The sequence below is a fragment of the Maledivibacter sp. genome (assembly GCA_025210375.1).
GTDB lineage: Bacteria > Bacillota > Clostridia > Peptostreptococcales > Caminicellaceae > JAOASB01.
This window is the reverse complement of the sequence record JAOASB010000008.1, coordinates 18,823-40,005: the sequence shown is the minus strand read 5'-3', so window position 1 is coordinate 40,005 and position 21,183 is coordinate 18,823. Positions and strand designations below refer to the sequence as shown.

Annotated in this window: 16 protein-coding genes, 1 riboswitch and 1 other annotated feature; of the genes, 13 read left to right on the top strand and 3 right to left on the bottom strand. The window is 33.8% G+C overall.

Going from position 1 to position 21,183, the window contains the following annotated elements; translation table 11 throughout:
• Positions 1–510 precede the first annotated feature (510 nt).
• Complete coding sequence (locus N4A68_03075; GenBank protein MCT4563297.1) at positions 511–1,584, bottom strand: Xaa-Pro peptidase family protein; 1,074 nt, start codon at positions 1,582–1,584, stop codon at positions 511–513.
• Between the two features lie 330 nt (positions 1,585–1,914).
• Positions 1,915–2,095, top strand: a riboswitch (cobalamin riboswitch).
• A gap of 200 nt (positions 2,096–2,295) precedes the next feature.
• Between N4A68_03075 and N4A68_03070 the strand changes: the two genes are divergently transcribed.
• From N4A68_03070 to N4A68_03050, 5 genes are all read left to right on the top strand, one after another.
• Entirely contained in the window at positions 2,296–3,600 is a 1,305-nt protein-coding gene (locus N4A68_03070; protein MCT4563296.1) for an ABC transporter substrate-binding protein, read from the top strand.
• An 11-nt stretch (positions 3,601–3,611) separates the two neighbouring features.
• Complete coding sequence (locus N4A68_03065; GenBank protein MCT4563295.1) at positions 3,612–4,706, top strand: iron ABC transporter permease; 1,095 nt, start codon at positions 3,612–3,614, stop codon at positions 4,704–4,706.
• Positions 4,703–5,476: an ABC transporter ATP-binding protein gene (locus N4A68_03060; protein MCT4563294.1), complete on the top strand. Its 774-nt coding sequence runs from the start codon at positions 4,703–4,705 to the stop codon at positions 5,474–5,476. Before N4A68_03065 ends, N4A68_03060 begins: the two co-directional genes overlap by 4 nt.
• 267 nt (positions 5,477–5,743) lie before the next feature.
• Positions 5,744–7,561 carry a translational GTPase TypA gene (gene typA / locus N4A68_03055; GenBank protein MCT4563293.1) on the top strand — a complete coding sequence of 606 codons (1,818 nt, stop codon included), beginning with the start codon at positions 5,744–5,746 and terminating at the stop codon, positions 7,559–7,561.
• 308 nt (positions 7,562–7,869) lie between these two features.
• Positions 7,870–8,814, top strand: coding sequence for a M15 family metallopeptidase (locus N4A68_03050; protein ID MCT4563292.1), 945 nt, complete (start codon positions 7,870–7,872; stop codon positions 8,812–8,814).
• 126 nt (positions 8,815–8,940) lie between these two features.
• Here N4A68_03050 and N4A68_03045 read toward each other — a convergent pair whose 3' ends face one another.
• Positions 8,941–10,182, bottom strand: a complete 1,242-nt coding sequence (locus N4A68_03045; protein MCT4563291.1) for a DUF401 family protein — start codon at positions 10,180–10,182, stop codon at positions 8,941–8,943.
• A 260-nt stretch (positions 10,183–10,442) separates the two neighbouring features.
• Between N4A68_03045 and N4A68_03040 the strand changes: the two genes are divergently transcribed.
• A complete protein-coding gene (locus N4A68_03040; GenBank protein ID MCT4563290.1) occupies positions 10,443–11,423 on the top strand; it encodes a sensor domain-containing diguanylate cyclase in 981 nt (326 codons plus the stop codon).
• A gap of 364 nt (positions 11,424–11,787) precedes the next feature.
• On the opposite strand, the gene N4A68_03035 is transcribed toward N4A68_03040, so the two are convergent.
• Positions 11,788–12,027, bottom strand: coding sequence for an HPr family phosphocarrier protein (locus tag N4A68_03035; GenBank protein ID MCT4563289.1), 240 nt, complete (start codon positions 12,025–12,027; stop codon positions 11,788–11,790).
• A 452-nt stretch (positions 12,028–12,479) separates the two neighbouring features.
• Between N4A68_03035 and N4A68_03030 the strand changes: the two genes are divergently transcribed.
• The 7 genes from N4A68_03030 to N4A68_03000 all read left to right on the top strand — a co-directional run bounded on the left by N4A68_03030 (position 12,480) and on the right by N4A68_03000 (position 21,112).
• The gene (locus N4A68_03030) at positions 12,480–13,739 is read left to right on the top strand and encodes an ammonium transporter (GenBank protein MCT4563288.1); all 1,260 of its coding nucleotides are present in this window, start codon (positions 12,480–12,482) and stop codon (positions 13,737–13,739) included.
• A gap of 85 nt (positions 13,740–13,824) precedes the next feature.
• Positions 13,825–14,175 carry a P-II family nitrogen regulator gene (locus tag N4A68_03025; protein MCT4563287.1) on the top strand — a complete coding sequence of 117 codons (351 nt, stop codon included), beginning with the start codon at positions 13,825–13,827 and terminating at the stop codon, positions 14,173–14,175.
• 108 nt (positions 14,176–14,283) lie between these two features.
• Positions 14,284–14,564: a binding site (T-box leader), on the top strand.
• A gap of 93 nt (positions 14,565–14,657) precedes the next feature.
• A complete protein-coding gene (gene aspS / locus N4A68_03020) occupies positions 14,658–15,950 on the top strand; it encodes an aspartate--tRNA(Asn) ligase (GenBank protein ID MCT4563286.1) in 1,293 nt (430 codons plus the stop codon).
• A 10-nt stretch (positions 15,951–15,960) separates the two neighbouring features.
• Complete coding sequence (gene gatC / locus N4A68_03015; GenBank protein ID MCT4563285.1) at positions 15,961–16,245, top strand: Asp-tRNA(Asn)/Glu-tRNA(Gln) amidotransferase subunit GatC; 285 nt, start codon at positions 15,961–15,963, stop codon at positions 16,243–16,245.
• 10 nt (positions 16,246–16,255) lie between these two features.
• Complete coding sequence (gatA, locus tag N4A68_03010) at positions 16,256–17,731, top strand: Asp-tRNA(Asn)/Glu-tRNA(Gln) amidotransferase subunit GatA (protein ID MCT4563284.1); 1,476 nt, start codon at positions 16,256–16,258, stop codon at positions 17,729–17,731.
• Positions 17,731–19,161, top strand: coding sequence for an Asp-tRNA(Asn)/Glu-tRNA(Gln) amidotransferase subunit GatB (gatB, locus tag N4A68_03005; GenBank protein ID MCT4563283.1), 1,431 nt, complete (start codon positions 17,731–17,733; stop codon positions 19,159–19,161). The genes gatA and gatB overlap by 1 nt, the downstream gene beginning before the upstream one ends.
• A gap of 13 nt (positions 19,162–19,174) precedes the next feature.
• On the top strand, positions 19,175–21,112 hold the full coding sequence (locus tag N4A68_03000) for an NAD(+) synthase (GenBank protein ID MCT4563282.1): 1,938 nt from the start codon (positions 19,175–19,177) through the stop codon (positions 21,110–21,112).
• Positions 21,113–21,183: the final 71 nt, after the last annotated feature.

Here is a 21,183-nt window from a genome sequence, read left to right as displayed (position 1 = left end):
TCAAAATATCCGATGTTTCTAGGGATTTTTGATGTGTATAAATTAACTGTTTAACTGGAATATCTATATTTTAAGTCTTAATGTTGTTTATCTATATTTGAATTCCATATATAAAGTAGTATAACCTTTTTGATGTTATACTTTTATTACTAAATTGTCAATCATTATTGAGTTAAATTTAAAATTTAGTTGAAATTGGCAGTTATATAGGGTTTTCATAGTATAGGTTATATGAATGAAAGAAATAGGTCAGTTTATGAAGGGATTTGGATTGTTTTCTAGGTATAAAAAAATGAAAGGACTTTTGGCCCCTTCATTTCAGGCTGCCTAAAAACCCGAATTTCTTCGTTGTTGCTTCACCCAAGAACCCTTACGTATGTCTGTATACGCTACGGCCTCTCGGTTTCAGCACGCCTCGAACTTCGAATTGTTAGGCAGCCTGCCATCTTGTTGACTTTGTCAACAATCTGAAATGAAAGGACTTTTAGCCCTTTCATTTTTTATAGATCATTATAATACTGTTAAATCCCTTGGAAACTTATTTAAAATTTCATAGGAATCTTCTGTAATCAGTACGGTATCTTCAATCCTTAAGCCACCCCAACCGGGTATATAGATACCAGGTTCCACCGTTAAAACCACATTTTTTTCAAGTGTAAAAGTAGAGTCATGTGATAAATTTGGGTTTTCATGAATTTGTAATCCTACTCCGTGGCCTAAGCCCGGATAGTAGTAGTCAATATATTCCTGTGGGATGACTTCCCTTACCCTTTGATCAGGAACCTGCCCAGATATACCAGGTCGTAGGGACTTTATTCCCTCCATTTGAGCTTTTTGAATGATCTTATATACCTCTCTCTGCTTGTCACTAGCATTTCCAAGTACAAAGGTACGACTCATATCCGCATGGTATCCCTTATACAAAGCTCCGAAATCGAATAATATGTAATCGCCATTTTCTATTTGCTTACTATCTGCATGACCATGGAGCAGAGATGTTTTTGCTCCAGATAGAACCATAGTATCAAAGGATAAGCCCTCTGCACCATTAGATTTAAGATTATATTCAAGTCTTGCCACAATGTCCATCTCAGTTACTCCAGGCTTAATATATGGAATGGTAAGTGCAAGGGCCCTATCGGAGATTTCACAAGCAGTTCTAAGGGATTCTATTTCTTTGTTATCCTTTATCATTCTAATCTCTTCTATAATACCCTTAAGGGGAACAAGCTCTACTTCACTTAAACCTTTACTAAGTAATTCATATGTTGAATAGGGTATTTCTGTAGCTTCAAAGGCCAGTCTTTTTATTCCAAAGGCTTTAACTGCATGATTATAGGATTTAACATCGTTTCGTTTATTCTCTAACCATTTGAGTACTTCTATTCCTTCATGGCACTGGTTCTCGGCTTGCTCTGTATATCTACCATCTGTAAAAAAGGCACAGCCCTTGGGAGATACCACAAGATAAGAAGAGTCACCGGTAAAACCACTTAAATAGGTTACATTGGCTTCAGAGGACACTAAAAATCCATCAACTTCCTTTTCCTTCATGATTTTTAAAAGCTTTTCTACTCTTTCCATATATACACCCCCAAAAATATTATTCATATATATATAACTTTACATGAAATTTCCAAAATATCAATGAATTTTTTTACAATTATGAAAAAATTTATATTGCACAAAATATGTCATATAGGGATTTTAGTATGGGCTTTAACGTATACAAGTCTAAAATGCCAGAAACACTTAGTAGTTGTATATGTATAAATTAAGGATAATATTTCCATATTAAATCCAGTGGAGTTAGAGTAATAATATTTCCTCAGCTAAGGATTTATGGACTGTTGACTAATATTATTTACTATTATATAATTTGATTTAAAGAATTAGACGAATTTTGACAATAATTTCATATGGTAGATATTAAGTTTATATATAATTAAAAGGGAATTGAGTGAAAACCTCAAACGGTCCGGCCACTGTAAGTAGGGAGCTTTTCTACATTATGCCATTGGAAGAAATTCTGAGAAGGCGTGGAAAAAGCTATGATCTACAAGTCAGGAGACCTGCTTAATATTAGGGTGTATACTTCCGAGAAAAGTTGAGATGCCAAAGAAATGAAAACTATTACATTACTAGTTTATTATAGAGAGTTCCAAGTAAATCTCTATAGTTTACCGACTTGCTAGTTTTTATGCTGATATGGAGCTGAACTCAAGGAATTATATTTTGAGACGGCTCCTTTTTTATGCTTTACAAAATAAGATTAAATTAAAGGAGGAGTTTTAAGTGAAAAAATTTATTACCATTTGTTTAATTGCAACATTATTGCTAGGGCTTTCAATTAGCTCTGTAAGTGCAGCTCCAGAAAAAAGTGTAGAGGCCGCTAAAGTAATGATTGATGGGTCTTATTTAAAGACAGATGCCTTACCAATCATAGAGAATGAAAGAATCATGGTACCTATGAGAGGAATTTTTGAGGCTTTAGGTGCTGAAGTGAAATGGGATGACAAGACAAAAACAGCTGAAATAACAAAGGGAGAAAAGAAAATATCAATTACACTAGACAAAAAAGCAGCTACAGTTGATGGAAAAGAAGTTGCTTTAGATGTACCAGCTAAATTAATTGAAGGAAATGCTATGGTGTCAGCTAAATTTGTAGGAGAAGCATTAGCTTGTGAGGTTAAATGGGATGATAAGAGACAAGTTGTTTTAGTTAATTCACCATTTAAGCCCGTATCAATTTATACATATAATCATTACATAAGCTTTGATAAAATTCCTCAAAAGGTTGTAAGCATGAATTCACATACAACCGAGGTTATGCTTGCTTTAGAATTAGAAGAGAAAATGATAGGAACAGCCTATAATAATGCGGGAATTCTTCCTCAATATAAGGAGAAGTTTGATAAGATTCCTGCCTTAGCTGAAAAATATCCAAGCTTTGAGGTGCTATTAGATACAGAGGCTGACTTTGTTTATGGTAGAGGCAGTGTATTTACTAGTAGTTATAAATGTGCAACCATGGACGATATGATTGAAAATCAAATAAAACCATATGCTGCAAAGGCATCCTATACCAATAATGCTGATTTTAATGATGTATATGAAGATTTCTATAACCTAGGTAAAATATTCAATATTGAAAATAAAGCTGCTTTATTCGTTGAAGATATGAAGGCAAAAATCGCTAAGGTAGCGGGAGCGGTTAACGGCTCAACACCCGTTAAGGTATTTGTATATGACTTTGGAACAGATAAACCATATACAGCTGGTAAGAGCTTAGAAACATATATTATTCAAACAGCTGGTGGTAAAAATATATTTGATGATATAGATAAAACATGGTCATATGTTAACTGGGAAACAGTTGTAGACAGAAATCCCGACTATATTGTTATTAATGATTATGGAAAAACTACAGCTAAGGAAAAGATTGAATTTTTAAAGTCTAATCCTATGCTTCAAGATATAAATGCAATTAAGAATGATAATTTTATTACTGTTACCCTATCAAGTGTATTCCCTGGAATAAGGGTGGCACAGTCTGTAGAGGATATAGCTAAGGGTCTTCATCCTGAAGCATTTAAATAAAGGATATAGTTATGGTAGCTGACAAAAATAATATTAAAATGATAAATGAGGCTTTGGTGAAATCCAAAGCCGTATTTTCTATTCTAATTATTACTTTGAGCTTTCTTTTATTGGTGTCAATTATATGTGGTATTATACTTGGACCAGTGAAAATAGATATAAGTCATGTTTTTAAGATACTCACCAATCATATTTTAAAAAGGGATTACTTTGATCAAATATGGAAGCGTTCTACGGATACAATAGTATGGCAGATTAGATTTCCCAGAGTAATAATGGGAGCGATTGCCGGTGTGGGACTTTCAGTGGCAGGAATATGTATGCAGACACTGACAAAGAACTCTTTAGCAGGTCCCTATGTACTGGGGATATCTTCTGGTGCTTCTACCGGTGCAGTTGCAGCTATAATCATAGGTGCCTTGTCAGGTTTTGGTATGTATGCAGTTCCAATTGGGGCTTTTATTGGTGCTATTATAAGTTCATGTATAGTTTTTACAATCGCCCATACAAACGGAGAATTTACTGCAACTAAATTAGTATTGACAGGAATGGCAGTTTCAGCCATATTTTCATCATTTACTAATATATTAGTATTTAGTGTCAAGGATGAGCAACTTGTAAAATCTGCGTTATTTTGGATGACAGGTAGTGTTTCCGGTATAAAATGGATTCAGTTATTGCTTCCCCTTGTGGTGGTTCTTTTATCCGCTTGTATTCTTCAAATCCTTAGTAAGTCCTTAAATGGCATGCTTCTAGGAGATAATATTGCAATTACCATGGGAATTAGTGTAAAGAAAATGCGTAATATACTCCTTTTAGTCACCACTATATTAACAGGGGTTATTGTATCCCTTACAGGAGTTATAGGTTTTGTAGGATTAGTAATTCCCCATGCTGCTAGAACCATTGTTGGATCAGAACATTCAAAGGTCATACCAGTCTCCTGTTTCCTAGGTGCTATACTTCTTATTTGGGCTGATATTGGTGCCAGACTCATCTTTGCACCGGAAGAGATGCCCGTAGGTGTTATTACTTCACTTATAGGAGCCCCGTTCTTTTTATGGCTGCTTAAGCGTGGAAGCTATAGTTTTGGAGGTAGAAGATGATTACACTTGAGGTTAAGGAGCTATGTTTTGATATAGATAATAAGAAGCTATTAAAGGACATAAGCTTAGAAATTGAATCGGGAACCATGGTTGGTTTAATAGGGCCCAATGGATCGGGTAAATCAACATTACTGAAAAATATTTATAGGGTACTTAAGCCCACAGGTGGATGTATCTATATAGAAGATAAAAGGATACAAGAGCTGACCAATAAGGAAGTAGCTAAAAGGATGGCGGTTGTGTCCCAGGATGATATAGCAACTGGATTTGATTTTAAAGTCATAGATATAATACTTATGGGAAGATATGCCCATAAATCCCTTTTTGATTCTAATAATCACTCCGATATAGAAGTGGCATTGAAGGCACTCAGGCGGGTAGAAATGGAAGAGTATTACGATAGAAATTTTTTGAGTCTATCCGGTGGAGAGAAGCAGAGGGTGATGATTGCAAGAGCCATATGCCAGCAATCCAATATATTGATTATGGATGAACCGACCAATCATTTGGATATTAAGCATCAATTGAATATCATAGAATATATTAAAAGCCTTAAATTAACCACCTTTATTGCTATACATGATATAAATATAGCAGCGACATTTTGTGATAAATTGATTGTACTAAAGGATGGGATGGTCAGATATACAGGATATCCTGGAGAGATTGTAACCAGTTCCATGCTGAAAGAAGTTTTTGAAGTGGAAGCAGAAATAATACAAAATCCTAAAACAAAAAGAATAAATGTCCTATATACATCATCATATTAATTAATAAGATAATCCATCTAGATAATATAGATGGATTTTTTATTGATATGAGCAAATTGCATAATTACTTTCTATAAAAACCATCTACTACATGTAGTTTTAAAACTCTTAAAGCTATACCATATATATTATGCAATTCTGCCAAGTAAGAGTTATTCAATTTCCTCATATAATTATACAATTTATGTATTTTACATAATATTGATTGATTAAAAACAAAATAAAGTGTACTATTATAGAAGTGAAAAAATTGAAAGGATAGATATTATAATGGAAAAGAAAAAAATAATAAATATTGCAGTAATTGCCCATGTAGATGCAGGAAAATCTACCTTGGTTGATGCATTGCTTAGTCAAAGTGGAGTATTTAGAGAGAATCAAGAGGTAGTAGATTGTGTAATGGATAGCAATGACCTAGAGAGGGAACGTGGAATCACTATTTATTCTAAAAACTGTTCTATAGAATATAATGACGTAAAGATAAATATAGTTGATACCCCTGGCCATGCCGATTTTTCATCGGAGGTTGAGCGAATTATTAAAACAGTAGATACTGCTATTCTTTTAGTTGATTCTAGTGAAGGACCTATGCCTCAAACTAGATTTGTACTAAAAAAAGCCCTTGAAAGGGGATTAAAACCAATTCTATTTATAAATAAAATAGATAAAAAAGACCAAAGAGCAGAAGCCGTTGTAGATATGACCTTTGACCTTTTTGCTGATCTAGATGCAAATGATGAGCAGTTAGATTTTCCTATTGTATATGGAATTGCTAAGGAAGGAATAGCAAAAAGAGAAATGGATCAAGACAGTGACAGTCTTAAGCCCTTATTTGAATTGTTATTAGATCATGTTGAGGCTTATGATGACAAGGATGATGAAAATTTACAGCTTCAGATTTCTTCCCTTGGCTATGACGATTATATAGGAAGACTTGGAATAGGAAGAATAACAAAGGGTAAGATAAAATCCGGTCAGCAGGTAGCTATTTATAAAAGGGACGGTAATGTAGGAAATGGTAAAATATCTAAGATGTTTGTATATGAGGGCTTGAATAGAGTAGAGAAAAGTGATGCCTACAGCGGAGATATAGTTGTGGTAGCAGGGATAGCAGATTTATCCATAGGGGAAACAATCTGTGATGTTGATAAGTTAGATCCCCTTGAAATGATAGAGATTGAAGAGCCTACACTATCAATGAACTTTTTAGTTAATGATTCACCATTCTGCGGTAAAAGTGGAAAATATGTAACTACAAGACATATTAGAGCAAGGCTTGAGAAAGAATTAGAGGTCAATGTTGGTTTAAGAGTTGAGGAACTAGAAAATTCCGATGGATACAAGGTTTCGGGTAGAGGAGAGCTTCATCTATCAATTTTACTTGAGAACATGCGTAGAGAAGGATATGAGCTTTCTGTATCTAAACCAGAGGTATTGATGAGAAAAATAGATGGCATTTTACATGAGCCCGTTGAAAGAGTAATAGTATCTGTACCCGATGAATATTCGGGAACAGTAATATCAAGGCTAAATCTTAGAAAAGGTCTTATGGAATATATGGAAACAGAAAATGGATATACTAGAATAGAATTTTTAGTTCCTACTAGAGGCCTATTAGGGTATCGTAGTCAATTTATCAATGATACGAGGGGTGAAGGTACTCTTGTGAGATCCTTTGAAAGATATGAGCCCCATAAGGGTGAAATTCCACAAAGGAGTAATGGAGTATTGATTTCTCAAATAAAGGGCAGTACCATGGCATATTCACTATTTAACTTGAGCGAAAGAGCTTTGATGTTTGTAGAACCCGCTACAGAGGTATACGAGGGTATGATAATAGGTATGAATAGTAGAAAAGAGGATATGACCGTTAATCCATGTAAAAATAAAAAGCTTACAAATACAAGGGCTTCTGGTAGTGATGATGCAATAAAGCTTCTTTCTCCGAAGGTATTTACACTTGAAGAAGCACTTGAATTTATAGAAGACGATGAACTTGTGGAAGTAACGCCAGATTCAATAAGACTTAGGAAAAAAATATTAAATGAAAATGATAGAGTAAAAGCAATGAGAAGAATACAGTAATATAGAAGTGTAATTTTCTTTAGTAACATACCTATATAAGAATCATAGAAAAACTTTCTATGATTCAGGCCGTTGACAAACCCGAATTTCTTCGTTGTTGCTTCAACCAAGAAGCCTTACGTATGTCTATATACGCTGCAGCCTCTCGGTTTCAGCACGCCTCGAACTTCGAAATTCTCAACAGCCTGCCATCTTGTTGACTTTGTCAACAATCTGAATCATAGAAAAACTTTCTATGATTCTTTTTTTATTCTTTTTCAAATACTATAGACATAAAAAATATTCTAAACTAAGGGTGATAGTAGCTTATGAAGAGGATAGGGATATGTTTAATGAGCATATGTTTACTTATGGTTACAGGTTGTATGGAAAAAGAATGGATACAAAATATTGTTGTTAAAAGCGTTGATGATAAAAGCTACGTTATAAATATGAAAAGGGATATTTTATGTTTGATGATGGCTTATCCAGAGTATATTGTGGGTATAGAAAAGGATAAGGAGGGTAATGTATATGTGGGAATGAAATCTGGGGGGAAAATTCTTTATGATGATAAAAGGAAAAAGGGAACTAAAGAAAAACTTAATAATCCAGATATACAGGATATGATGGAGCAAATTTATCCTCTCACCCAGAGTACACACCTAATGGATGAGAGCTTTGATCCAGGACGTATTAGAGTATATCCTTTACTGAAGGAGGTTTATGGAAATTCCAGTCAGAAAATTCAATTAAATCTTGATAATGTAAGGATTGGTCAGAAGAATTATCCTTTTAATAGTAACAATAAAGCTGCGGATTCCTTAAAGATGGTTATGAAAGAGATTTCTAGCTTAGCAAAAAATAAACCACAAATTTATTCCTTTGTATATCCTGCAAGCGGAACCTTTAACTACCGATATATTGCGGGTACAAATAGATTGAGTGCCCATTCATTTGGGATAGCTGTTGATCTCAAAAGGGATAAAAAAGACTATTGGAAATGGGCATCTAGGGAAGCTGGTGAAAAAAGGCTGCGTTCCTATCCAAAGGAAATAGTTAGGGTATTTGAAAATAATAATTTTATTTGGGGAGGGAAATGGGGACATTTTGATATTCTTCACTTTGAATATAGACCGGAACTAATTCTAAAATCCAGATATTTTTCTAAAAAAGCTGCTTTAGGGAAGCCCTGGTACCATGGGATAGGTTCTATAGATGCTGTCACAAGTAGTTATATCGAGTTGATTGATAGACAAATAAATACAAAGTGATACGGGTATTGTGGATAGAAAAAAGAAGGGTGTCTTAGAATGACGAATCCATTCATTCTAAAATACCCCAGGTCTGAATAAAAGGGATTGTTTTTAAGCCCTTTTACAAAAATATGATTGTAAAACCTATAAAATATTCATAATATATATGGCCAACATTACTAAATAGGTTAATGGTAATATATATACATAATTTCTGTATAAATCCTTAATTTTAACATCAAAGTATTCTAATGTAAGAACCTGGCACATATGTAGGGGAGAGATATAGTAGAACATAAATCCGCTTATATAAATAAACATGGCATATAAAAGCTTTACATGGGGATTTGGGGCCAGGGGTAAAATCATTGGGTAAAGTATAGCAATACTTGGTTGTATAGATGCTAAGGGAAAAGATATTATGGCACAGGATATTATAATTAATAGCTCAATAGGTATGCCTTTATTTAATAGGCTATTAAGGAAAATAAATAGCGCATCAAAATCATTTACTACGTTTTTGAAAATCATGATTCCTATGATAGCTATTACCATAGCTGGCTTTACACCCTCATATATAGTTTTAAATACATTTTCATTGATATCGTATTTTCCGTCCTTGGATTTATCATATATGTTTATGGTTATGGATAATAAAATACCAAATACAAGGGATATATAAAAAGGTAAATCAAATAATAGAACACCACATAAACTAACTAATATGGGCGATGAATACAAAGTAAACTGGCTAATAGCTATAATATATTGCCTTGCTTCTATTTTTTCAAGCCTTGGATGAGGATATTTTTTAAGATAAAAAATGTACCCAAATATATACATTGCTACTGCGATTGGGAACTGTAGTTTAATAAAATCTAAAAGATTATAATCCCCTATTTCCGCAGCCAGTATGATTGTTGGGGATAAGGGAAAAAAGAAGTAAAGTGCGTGTCTAAAAATAAGGTTAATGGATGCCCTTCTATCATTTGGAATATCTAGTTTGTTTCCAAGATTATCTACAACAGGACAGGACATCAAAGCTCCACCGGTTACCAAAAGGGTTCCAATTATTGCGGGTGCTATTAGTATGGTAGCCTTTGCACTTCTCAGCATTTGTTCTAGGGCTGTAATCATTCTATCTAAGATTAAATATTTTTCCATAAGATGGCCTAGGACTGTTATTAATGCTATAGTAAGAGCCAAGGTTATTGTTGTAGATTCAGAGAAGGTGCGTAAAAATACATTTAAAATATAGGCAAAGCTTCTACCATTTAATAGGGATAGAATTACTGCTCCTGTCATTAGGGAATAACCTATATTTACTTTTTTGCTGACTAAAAATAATGTTACGGCCATTGAAATAATTAAAGTTATTATTACCATTTTGATCTCCTTTTTAAGTTTCATTTAAATTCATATTCTATAGGTGTTCATTTATATTTATACCATATATTTATATTTTACAAAACACATATTTATAGGGAGTTTAGGGTAAATCTTAATTTATACATCTCAAAATATCCTATGCTTCTAGGGAGTTTTGATGTGTATAAATTAATTGTTTAACTGGAATATCTATATTAAAGAATTAATATTAAAGATGAAAAATAGGGGAGTTTTAAGCCATAAATAAGGAGGAGCGTATGGAATATGAGAATTTATCCAGAGAAGATTTGCTGGATCAAATAAAGATGTTAGAAAATAGAATAGAGCTTTTACAAGAAGAGAAAGACAGTAAAGAGCTTCTTGAATTTCCTTGGATTGGAAATTTAGGTCAATGGCATTGGATAGTTGAGGGTAATAGGGTTTTATATAATGAGAAAAAAGTAACAACATTAGGATATTCTATTGATGAAATCAATGATGATATTGGATATGAATTTTTTACTGAGAAATTGCATCCTGAAGATTATAACTATGTCATGAAAAATATGATGGACCATCTTACTGGAGTGACTGATTCATATGAAGTGGAATACCGCATTCAAAGGAAAGATGGAAGCTATATATGGTATTATGACCGAGGCAAGGTGGTAAAAAGAAACGAGGAGGGGGAACCATTAGTTGTTTCAGGAATTGTTTTTGATATTTCAAAAAATAAAGAAATGGAAATGAAATTAGCTGAATTAGCAATGAAAGATGACTTGACCGGTTTATATAATAGACGTTATTTTCTTAAAGTATTAAATGATGAAATCAATCGTTATAATAGAAATGAACTTTCATTTTCCATAGTTATAAGCGATATAGATGATTTTAAAAGGGTAAATGATGTATATGGACATTCTATTGGGGATAGGATTCTGATAGAATTTGTGGATATCATAAATCAGAATGTCAGAAAATCCGATGTTTTTGCAAGATGGGGTGGTGAAGAATTTATCTTCCTACTTACTAATACCTCGTCAGAACAAGCTTGTCATTTTATTGAGAAAATAAGAAGTATCGTTGAATACCATCAGTTCACAAATGATATTAGGCTAACATCCAGTTTTGGCTTAATGGAATATCATAGGGGTATGGAAATAGATGAACTTATACAGGCGGTGGATATGGCAATGTATTATGCAAAAGAAAATGGAAAAAATCAATTGATTAAGGGCAATATCAGAAAATGTACGTAAAGGAAGCTAAAAGGAAATCTCAGAGGCTACTTTCGTTTCTCAACTAAAAAAGAAGCTGTCTCAGAATAATAAACTTTATTCTAGAACAGCTTTTTTTAGTTGAGAAAATTGCATAACTCTAAGAATTTTTATATGTTCTTGCAGATAGTTTTCTTACTATTTTCTTGAAGTCATTCTCTTTTCTTTTTATTAATTTTCTTAGTCACATATATAGATTTGCCAAAGTTAAACTTAATTTATACATCTCAAAATATCCGATGATTCTAGGGATTTTTGATGTGTATAAATTAACTGTTTAACTGGAATATCTATAGTAGATGGTTTTTATAGAAAGTAATTATGCAATTCCCTTGGTTAAATAAAATTAGTATTTTTTCAAATGACAGCCTTCCATTAGAAAATCTAAAACGAGTTTTTTTTCTTTCTCATCTTCAACTTCTACAACAATATTATCGGGATGCTCTTTAATAATATACATAGCTCCTATGATAGATTTGGCATTTACTTTGATTTCTCCTGATTCTAAATAGACCTTTCCCTTAAGCTTAGATACGAAATTGACAAACTCGTCTATTTCTTCTATTTTTGAAAAAGTTGCTTGCATCAATTTAAACAAACCTCCTATGTTTTTTAAAAATATATCACATTTACATATAGATGTACAAGCAGTATAACAATAATATAACACATAAGGATAAAAAGTTGCTCAGGTTTATAGGGTTTTAAGTTAGTTAATAAGTTTATTACTTTAAATTTTTTTGGATAAATATAACAAATGTATTGAAAAAAAATAACATATGTGATAATATTAAGAAAATTAAAAAATATTTAAAAAGGCGAAGATGTCTGCAATTAAGAGAATACTAATTCTTTTAATCTGTGGATGTCTTTTTTTGTATTTTTTTATATATGCATTATGACATTGTGGCTAGGCAAAATTATGGACTTTTCATAATATAAGCTAAAGTCTATACTAAAATCCCTATGATAGAAATTATGTACAGCTGGCATGATTCTAAATAAAAAAAGTTATAAAAAATAAGGAGGAGATTTATTATGGATCATTCTATGGCAATCGATACGATATGGGTTTTAATAGCTACTGCTTTTGTATTCTTTATGCAGGCAGGATTTGCTATGGTGGAAACAGGATTTACAAGGGCAAAAAACGCCGGTAATATTATAATGAAAAATTTAATGGATTTTTCTATAGGGTCTTTCATCTTTTGGATTCTAGGATTTAGCATTATGTTTGGAGTTGATACAGGAGGTTTTATCGGAAAACTAGATTTACTATCCCTTGGAAGCTTTGGGCATTTAGAATTAGGTATACCCAAGGAAGCATTTTTAATTTTTCAGACGGTTTTCTGTGCTACGGCAGCAACCATAGTATCCGGTGCTATGGCCGAGAGAACCAAATTTATATCATATCTTGTTTATAGCTTTGTGATTAGTGCAATTATTTATCCTATCGTAGGACACTGGATATGGGGTGGTGGTTGGTTAGCGCAGATGGGCTTCCACGATTTTGCTGGCTCCACCGTGGTACATTCATTGGGAGGATGGGCAGCCCTTATTGGAGCATGGATACTTGGACCAAGAATAGGAAAGTATACGAAGGAAGGTAAACCCAATGTGATCAAGGGTCACAGTCTTACACTTGGGGCTTTAGGGGTGTTCATATTGTGGTTTGGTTGGTTTGGATTTAATCCCGGGTCAACATTATCCGGCACAGATTTTACGAGTATCGCACATATATTTGTAACCACAAATTTATCCGCAGCAGTTGCAGCATTTACGGCCATGATTATCTCATGGATCAGATATGGAAAACCCGATGTAAGTATGACATTAAATGGTGCATTAGCAGGTTTGGTAGCTATTACAGCCGGATGTGATATGGTTTCTCCATTAGGTGCAGGTATTATTGGTATAATAGCCGGCGTAGTCATTATATTCAGCGTGGAATTTATTGATAAGATTTTAAAAATAGATGATCCCGTTGGAGCTGTAGGTGTCCACGGTATTTGTGGTGCAGTTGGAACAATACTTGTAGGTATATTTGCTGTGGATGGAGGGCTTTTTTATGGTGGAGGTTTACAGTTATTAGGAGTTCAGCTTCTGGGAGTTGGAGCTGTAGCACTGTGGACCATAGGCACATCCTTTGTATTATTCAAGACCATAAGTATAACCATCGGATTAAGAGTGACTAAGGAAGAGGAAGAAATTGGATTAGATAAAGAAGAGCATGGAACTGAAAGCTATGCAGATTTTGAACCTAGATCCATATTTATCACCACTAATCAAAATGCATAAAAAAGCTGTTTTTGAAGTATAAATTACAAAACCAAACAGTACAGATATGTAAATGCTAAGGAGGGAGAAATGGGTGAATCCTAAGATCACAAAAATTGAGATCATAACAAGATCCAATAAATTTAGTGAATTAAAACAAGCTTTAAATGATATCGGGGTACAGGGTATGACGGTAACTCAAGTTTCGGGATGTGGAGTTCAAAAAGGAGCCACAAAGAAATACAGAGGTGTTCCTTATACTCCCGAATTATTACCTAAGATAAAAATAGAAACAGTTGTATGTGAGGTTCCGGTTGAAAGCGTAGTTCAAGCTGCTAAAGAGGCTTGCCATACTGGAGAAATTGGAGATGGAAAAATATTTATATATGATGTATCAAATGTCATAAGAATTAGAAATGGGGATGAGGGGAAAATTGCACTGGATAATGAAAGGTAAAATGAACTAGATTTTCATATATGCAATTTGCTCATTATATAAAAAATAAAAAATAGCCTTGACATAAAATGTAAAATAAAATATAATATGTTACAATAAATTAATATTTTAAAAACTATGACGAGAAGAGTAAATACAAGATGGAGTTAGGTATATTTAGGAAATATCCCTAGAGCGAGCTGGTGACGGTGAGAGACCAGTACAAAGTTTGTATTGAAGAACATCTCTGAGTTTCTAACCGAAATCAAATTTGAGAGTAGGCTTGGACGGAGCCAAACCGTTATCCATTGGACAGTATCGAGTAAAGCCGAGATTTTATTCTGTACTGCTAAAGTGAGCCATTTAGCTAACAAGGGTGGTACCGCGGAAGTTAACCTTTCGTCCCTATATTTTAGATATAGAGACGAAAGGTTTTTTTATTGTATAGGGATTCAAAGGGTTGAAAATTCTATTAAAAATTGATATGGAAAGGAGTAATATGAATGAAGAGAGTATTTGTATCGGAAATTAAGGAAGTAGGAGAAAAGGATGTTTTAATAAAGGGTTGGGTATATAAAATAAAAAGCTTTGGTAAAATTGCATTTGTTCTATTAAGGGATAAAACCGGTATAATACAATTGGTTTTAGATGATGAAGAGATGATCAATCGTGTTAAACTCGAGATAGCCGTAGAAGTGGAAGGAACTATTTCAATAAATGAAAAGGCTCCAGGAGGAATAGAACTACAGGTAAAAAGAATTGAAATAATTGGTAAAACATATTATGATTTATTACCCTTTAGTATAAATCAAAGGAATATAAATGCTTCCTTAGAAACACAACTTGATCATAGATATATAAGTCTTAGAATACCCCATAAAAGGGCTGTATTTAAGATACAGGAGGAAATTGGGGAAGCCTTTAGAAGTTATCTAAGAAGTCGTGGTTTTTCTGAGATTCATACACCTAAGATTATTGCTTCTGGCACTGAAGGGGGATCGGAAGTATTTACTGTAAATTATTTTGACAGAAGAGCTTTTTTAGCACAAAGTCCTCAATTTTACAAACAGATGATGGTAGGAGCAGGATTTGAAGCTGTATTTGAAATAGGCCATGCATATAGAGCGGAGCTTCATAACACATGGAGGCATTTAAATGAATATGTGAGCTTGGATGTAGAAATGGGATTTATAGAGGATGAAAATGATTTAATGAACTTAGAAGAGGATTTTATGAAATTTCTATTTGAACACCTAAATAGAACTTGCCAAGGGCATCTACAAATGTTAGGAGTACAGCTGTGTGAGATAAAAGCAATACCTAGAATACCCTTGTCCGAGGTACAAAAAATATTACTGGAGCAATATGGGAAGAAATCGCCAATAGGTAATATAGATGCTGAAGGAGAAGCTTTATTTTCTAAGTATATTAAGGAGAAATATGATAGTGATTTTGTATTTTTGACGAAATATCCAGCTTCAAAACGACCAATGTATACAATGCCTGATGATGAAAATGAGGGAATGACAAAAAGCTTTGATTTGATTTATAAAGGGTTGGAAATAACCACTGGGGGACAAAGAATACATGATTATGGTATGCTAAGGGAAAATATGACTAAGTTTGGTGTCAATCCCGATGATTTTGGATTTTATATAGAAAGCTTTAAATACGGAATGCCACCCCATGGGGGATTTGCAATAGGCCTTGAGAGATTGACCATGAAGATTCTTGATCTAGAAAATATAAGGGAAGCTACATTATTGCCGAGAGATATGAATAGAATAATGCCTTAGGAGGGAAAGTATGAAAATCAATATTGAGATAATAGATCATATAGCAAAACTTGCAAAGCTAAAATTTACAGAAAAGGAAGCAGAAAAATTTGCAAATGAGTTTGAGGAGATTTTAACTCATTTTCAGAACATTGATAGTGAGGATTTATCAGATATGGATCTAGATGTGTTTGAGGAAGCTAAATCAGTTCTTAGAAAAGATGAAATGAAAAACTTTGATAATAAAAGTGAACTATTCCAAAATGCAAAGCAATTGAGGGAAAACTATATTCCGATTTCAAAGGTCATAGAATAGGAGGGATTTGATGGAAATAAAGAAGATGACAATAGACGAAATCCAGAGGGGCTATATAGAAAAAAAGTTTACAGCAAGGGAAATTATAAGGGCCTATATGGATAGAATAAAAAGGCTAGATAAAAATATCAATTCATTTATAACCCTTTGTGAAGAAGAGGCTTTAAGGGAAGCAGAAATAATCGATGAAAAGCTTAATAAGGGTGAAAATATTGGCTTGCTTGGAGGTATACCAGTAGCAATAAAGGATAATATGTGTACTAGGGGAATAAAAACCACCTGTGCTTCAAAAATCTTGGAGGATTTTATACCTCCATATGATGCCACCGTGGTTAAAAGATTAAAGGATGATGGAGCTATTATCATTGGAAAAACAAATATGGACGAATTTGCAATGGGCTCTTCCACAGAAAACTCCGCATTTAAAGTTACTAAAAATCCTTGGGATTTAAGCAAAGTTCCTGGAGGATCATCGGGTGGATCGGCTGCTGCATTGGCATCGGGCTTTGCTCCACTTACACTTGGTTCCGATACTGGCGGTTCCATAAGGCAGCCAGCTGCATTTTGTTCGGCTGTTGGTTTGAAACCTACCTATGGATTGATCTCAAGGTATGGACTTATTGCCTTTGCATCCTCCCTAGATCAAATTGGAACATTCACAAAAACCGTAAAGGACTGTGCTTTAAGTCTTGGGGTGATACAAGGAAATGATCCCTTGGATGGAACTAGTATTCAAAGTGAGCCAGTAAAGGACTATTTAGCAGATTTAGATAGGGGCGTAGAAGGGTTAAAAGTAGGTGTACCAAAGGAATTTTTTCAAAAAGGATTGGATACGGAAATCTATGGAGCCATAAGAGGATCTATTAAGGTATTAGAGGGAATGGGAGCTATTGTTGAAGAAATTTCCCTACCAATTGCTGAGTCAGGACTTTCAGCCTATTACATCATATCCTCTGCCGAGGCAAGTTCTAATCTTGCAAGATATGACGGTATTAGATATGGATATAGGGCAGAGAAATTTGAAGGATTAGAGGAACTCATTGTAAATTCAAGGACAGAAGCCTTTGGGGAAGAGGTTAAAAGAAGAATTATGTTAGGTACCTATGTACTTTCTTCAGGATATTATGACGCTTATTATAAAAAGGCCATGAAATTCAGAAAAAAAATAAGAAATAAATTTAAGGAAACCTTTAAGAACTATGATATTATATTGAGCCCTACATCTCCCGTTTTACCATTCAATATTGGAGAAAGGACACAGCAGCCCTTAGAGATGTATTTAGCAGATATATACACAGTAAATATAAATATTGCAGGGCTGCCAGCCATTTCAATACCATGTGGATTTAGTAAAGATAAGTTACCCATAGGGCTACAACTCATTGGAGATCATTATACGGAAAAGAAATTATTACAGACCGCATATAGTTTAGAACAAGCCCTTGGAATCCATAATAATATTCCAGAACTAAAGGAGGTTAAATGATGGCGTTTGAAACGATCATAGGACTTGAAATACATGTTGAATTAGCTACAAAGTCAAAAATATTCTGTTCTTGTTCTACTGAATTTGGAGCAAAGCCCAATGAGAATACTTGTCCCATATGTATAGGGCTTCCAGGGACACTGCCTGTTTTAAATGAAGAAGTGGTGAACCTTGCCATAGGAGCTGGGAATGCATTGAATTGCGATATTAATATGATCAACAAATTTGATAGGAAGAATTATTTCTATCCTGACCTTCCTAAGGCCTATCAGATTTCACAATTTGATTTACCCATCTGCGAAAATGGATTTATAGATATCTCCGTAGATGGGAATAGAAAAAGAATAAAGCTTACGAGAATACATTTGGAAGAGGATGCAGGAAAGCTTGTCCATCTTGAAGATGAACCTGTTACTTTGATAGATTATAACAGAACAGGAGTGCCATTAATTGAAATAGTCACAGAGCCGGATTTAAGATCCCCAGAGGAAGCAATAGCATTTTTAAAATCCTTAAAGTCCATATTAGAGTATGCCGAGGTTTCTGATTGTAAAATGGAGCAAGGCTCATTAAGATGTGATGCAAATATATCACTGAGAGAGGTAGGTCAAGAAGCCCTCAATACAAAGGTTGAAATTAAAAATATGAACTCCTTCAAAGAAATTCTAAGGGCCCTTCAAAAGGAGCAAAAGAGGCAAATAGAACTATATACTTATGGAGAAGGACATAAGATAAAACAAGAGACTAGAAAATGGGACAGTGCTAAGGGAAGGACAGTTACCATGAGATCTAAGGAGGATTCCCATGATTATAGATACTTTCCTGAACCGGATTTAGCTCCTGTGATTATTGAGGATGTAGTAATCGAGAAAATAAAAAGCGGACTTCCAGAGCTTCCTGCACAAAAGAGGGAAAGATTTTCAAAGGAATATAAACTTGGGACTAAGGAAATAAATATACTTATTGGAAAAAAAGAGCTGGCCAATTATTTTGAAGAGGTTGTTTCCCTAGGGGCAAGTCCAAAGGAGGTCTCAAACTGGATTGTTGTAGAGCTTTTGAGGGTTTTGAAGGAAAGGGAAAAGGAAGAAATTCCCATAAGAAGTCAATACCTTGCACGGCTGATAGAAATAATTGATAAAGGCAAGATTAGTCGTACCGCTGGTAAGGAGGTTTTTAAGGAATTAGTTATTACAGATAAAGATCCCGATGAAATTGTTGAAGAAAAGGGATTAAGTCAGATCAGTGGAAACAATGAACTTGAAAAAATAATCATAGACACTATTTCTAAGAATCCTCAGGCCGTAGATGACTTTAAAAATGGTAAGACAAAGGCTGTAGGATTTTTAATGGGACAAATAATGAAGGCTACTAAGGGAAAAGCTAATCCTAGCTTGGCAAAGGAGATTATTATATGTAAGTTAAAAGCCTAAGGAGAGATTATAAGTGAATAATTATGGTTTCGTAAAATGTGCTGCTGCTTCTCCAAAACTGAAAATTGCCAATCCAGAGTATAACGCAAAGGAAATGTTGAAGCTAATTTTAGAAGCTAAAAATAAAAAAACTCAAGTTCTTGTATTTCCAGAGTTGAGTTTAACAGCATATACCTGTGGTGATCTATTTAATCAAAAACTACTGATAGATAAAGCCCTAGAGGAATTGGGAAAACTGATGGAACAAACTAAAGAAATCGATACTTTAGTTTTTATAGGTATGCCAATTCTTATTGATGGAAATTTATATAATTGTGCCGTTGCATTACAATATGGAGATATAAAGGGGATTGTACCTAAGGTATGTTTAGCTAATTATAATGAATTCTATGAAAAAAGATGGTTTTCATCGGGAAAACATATTATGGGAAAAGTAGAGGAAATAGAACTGTTGAGCAAAAAATATCCCTTTGGCAATTTAATTTTCGAGAATAATATATTGAATTATAGGATAGGTGTTGAGATATGTGAGGATTTATGGTCGCCTATACCTCAAAGTGCATACCTTGCATTGAATAGTGCAAATATTATAGTTAATTTATCAGCTAGTAATGAATTAGTGGCAAAGTCAGACTATAGAAATGGGCTAGTTAATCATCACAGTGCGGCCACTATATGTGGATATGTATATAGCTCAGCGGGGGTATATGAGTCGACCACAGATGTTGTGTTCGGCGGAGATTGTATAATATGTGAAAATGGCAATTTTTTAAATAAATCCCATCGTTTTAAAAGAGAAAATCAAATTATTTATGCAGATATAGATGTGGATAGGATTACCCATGAAAGAAGGGTAAATAGAACCTTCTTTGATCAGATGGATTATGAAAACCACCAAAATTATAAATTCATAAAAATAGATAGTCAAAGCTATGGATATGACATAAGGGATTTAGATAGAGATATTTTGCCGAGGCCATTTGTTCCAATCAATTCAGTATTAGTAAATGAAAGATGTGAGGAAATCTTTAATATACAGGTTGCAGGGCTTGCTAAAAGGTTAGAACATACAGGAATTGAACATGCGGTTATAGGAGTTTCAGGTGGACTTGACTCTACATTGGCATTATTGGTTACGGTTCAGACCTTTAAGCTGTTGGGAATACCCTCAAAAAATATTTTAGGAGTGACAATGCCTGGTTTTGGCACAACAAATCACACCTATAATAGTGCTGTGGATTTAATGAAAACTATGAATATAGATATTAAAGAAATCGATATTAAGGATGCTTGTATTCATCATTTTAAAGATATAGGACATAGCATAGAAAACCATGATGTTATATATGAAAATGTGCAAGCAAGGGAACGCACACAAATCTTGATGGATTTGGCTAATAAAATCAATGGACTCGTTATAGGTACAGGAGATTTATCGGAATTGGCATTGGGATGGTCTACATATAATGGTGATCACATGTCCATGTATGCAGTTAATTGTAGTGTACCTAAAACCCTTGTTAAATTCTTGGTAGAGTGGGTTGCAGACAATAAAGTATCCCATGAAGCAAAGAATATACTTTATAACATTATTTGTACCCCCATTAGTCCTGAATTACTTCCACCCGATAAAAATGGTGAAATAGTTCAAAAAACTGAAGATATTATTGGGCCCTATGAATTACATGATTTTTTCCTATATTATATGATCAGATATGGCATAAAGCCAAAAAAGATGTTGTTTATATCCCAAAAAGCATTTGGAGGAGATTATTCCAAGGAGCAAATAAAGAAGTATCTTAAAATATTTTACAAAAGATTTTTTACCCAACAGTTTAAGAGATCCTGTATTCCCGATGGACCTAAGGTTGGGTCTGTAAGTCTATCTCCAAGAGGGGATTGGCGTATGCCATCGGATGCAGATTTTCAAATTTGGATAAAAGAATTATAGAAAATACTAAAAAACTATTGAAAATTTCCATAAAATGCTATATAATATATACAATAATTTAATAAAAAATA

Coding starts and splice junctions, on each gene's coding strand:
- N4A68_03075 (MCT4563297.1), bottom strand. CDS start 1,584: ATGGAAAGAGTAGAAAAGCTTTTAAAAATCATGAAGGAAAAGGAAGTT.
- N4A68_03065 (MCT4563295.1), top strand. CDS start 3,612: ATGGTAGCTGACAAAAATAATATTAAAATGATAAATGAGGCTTTGGTG.
- N4A68_03060 (MCT4563294.1), top strand. CDS start 4,703: ATGATTACACTTGAGGTTAAGGAGCTATGTTTTGATATAGATAATAAG.
- N4A68_03050 (MCT4563292.1), top strand. CDS start 7,870: ATGAAGAGGATAGGGATATGTTTAATGAGCATATGTTTACTTATGGTT.
- N4A68_03045 (MCT4563291.1), bottom strand. CDS start 10,182: ATGGTAATAATAACTTTAATTATTTCAATGGCCGTAACATTATTTTTA.
- N4A68_03040 (MCT4563290.1), top strand. CDS start 10,443: ATGGAATATGAGAATTTATCCAGAGAAGATTTGCTGGATCAAATAAAG.
- N4A68_03035 (MCT4563289.1), bottom strand. CDS start 12,027: ATGCAAGCAACTTTTTCAAAAATAGAAGAAATAGACGAGTTTGTCAAT.
- N4A68_03030 (MCT4563288.1), top strand. CDS start 12,480: ATGGATCATTCTATGGCAATCGATACGATATGGGTTTTAATAGCTACT.
- aspS (MCT4563286.1), top strand. CDS start 14,658: ATGAAGAGAGTATTTGTATCGGAAATTAAGGAAGTAGGAGAAAAGGAT.
- gatC (MCT4563285.1), top strand. CDS start 15,961: ATGAAAATCAATATTGAGATAATAGATCATATAGCAAAACTTGCAAAG.
- gatA (MCT4563284.1), top strand. CDS start 16,256: ATGGAAATAAAGAAGATGACAATAGACGAAATCCAGAGGGGCTATATA.
- gatB (MCT4563283.1), top strand. CDS start 17,731: ATGGCGTTTGAAACGATCATAGGACTTGAAATACATGTTGAATTAGCT.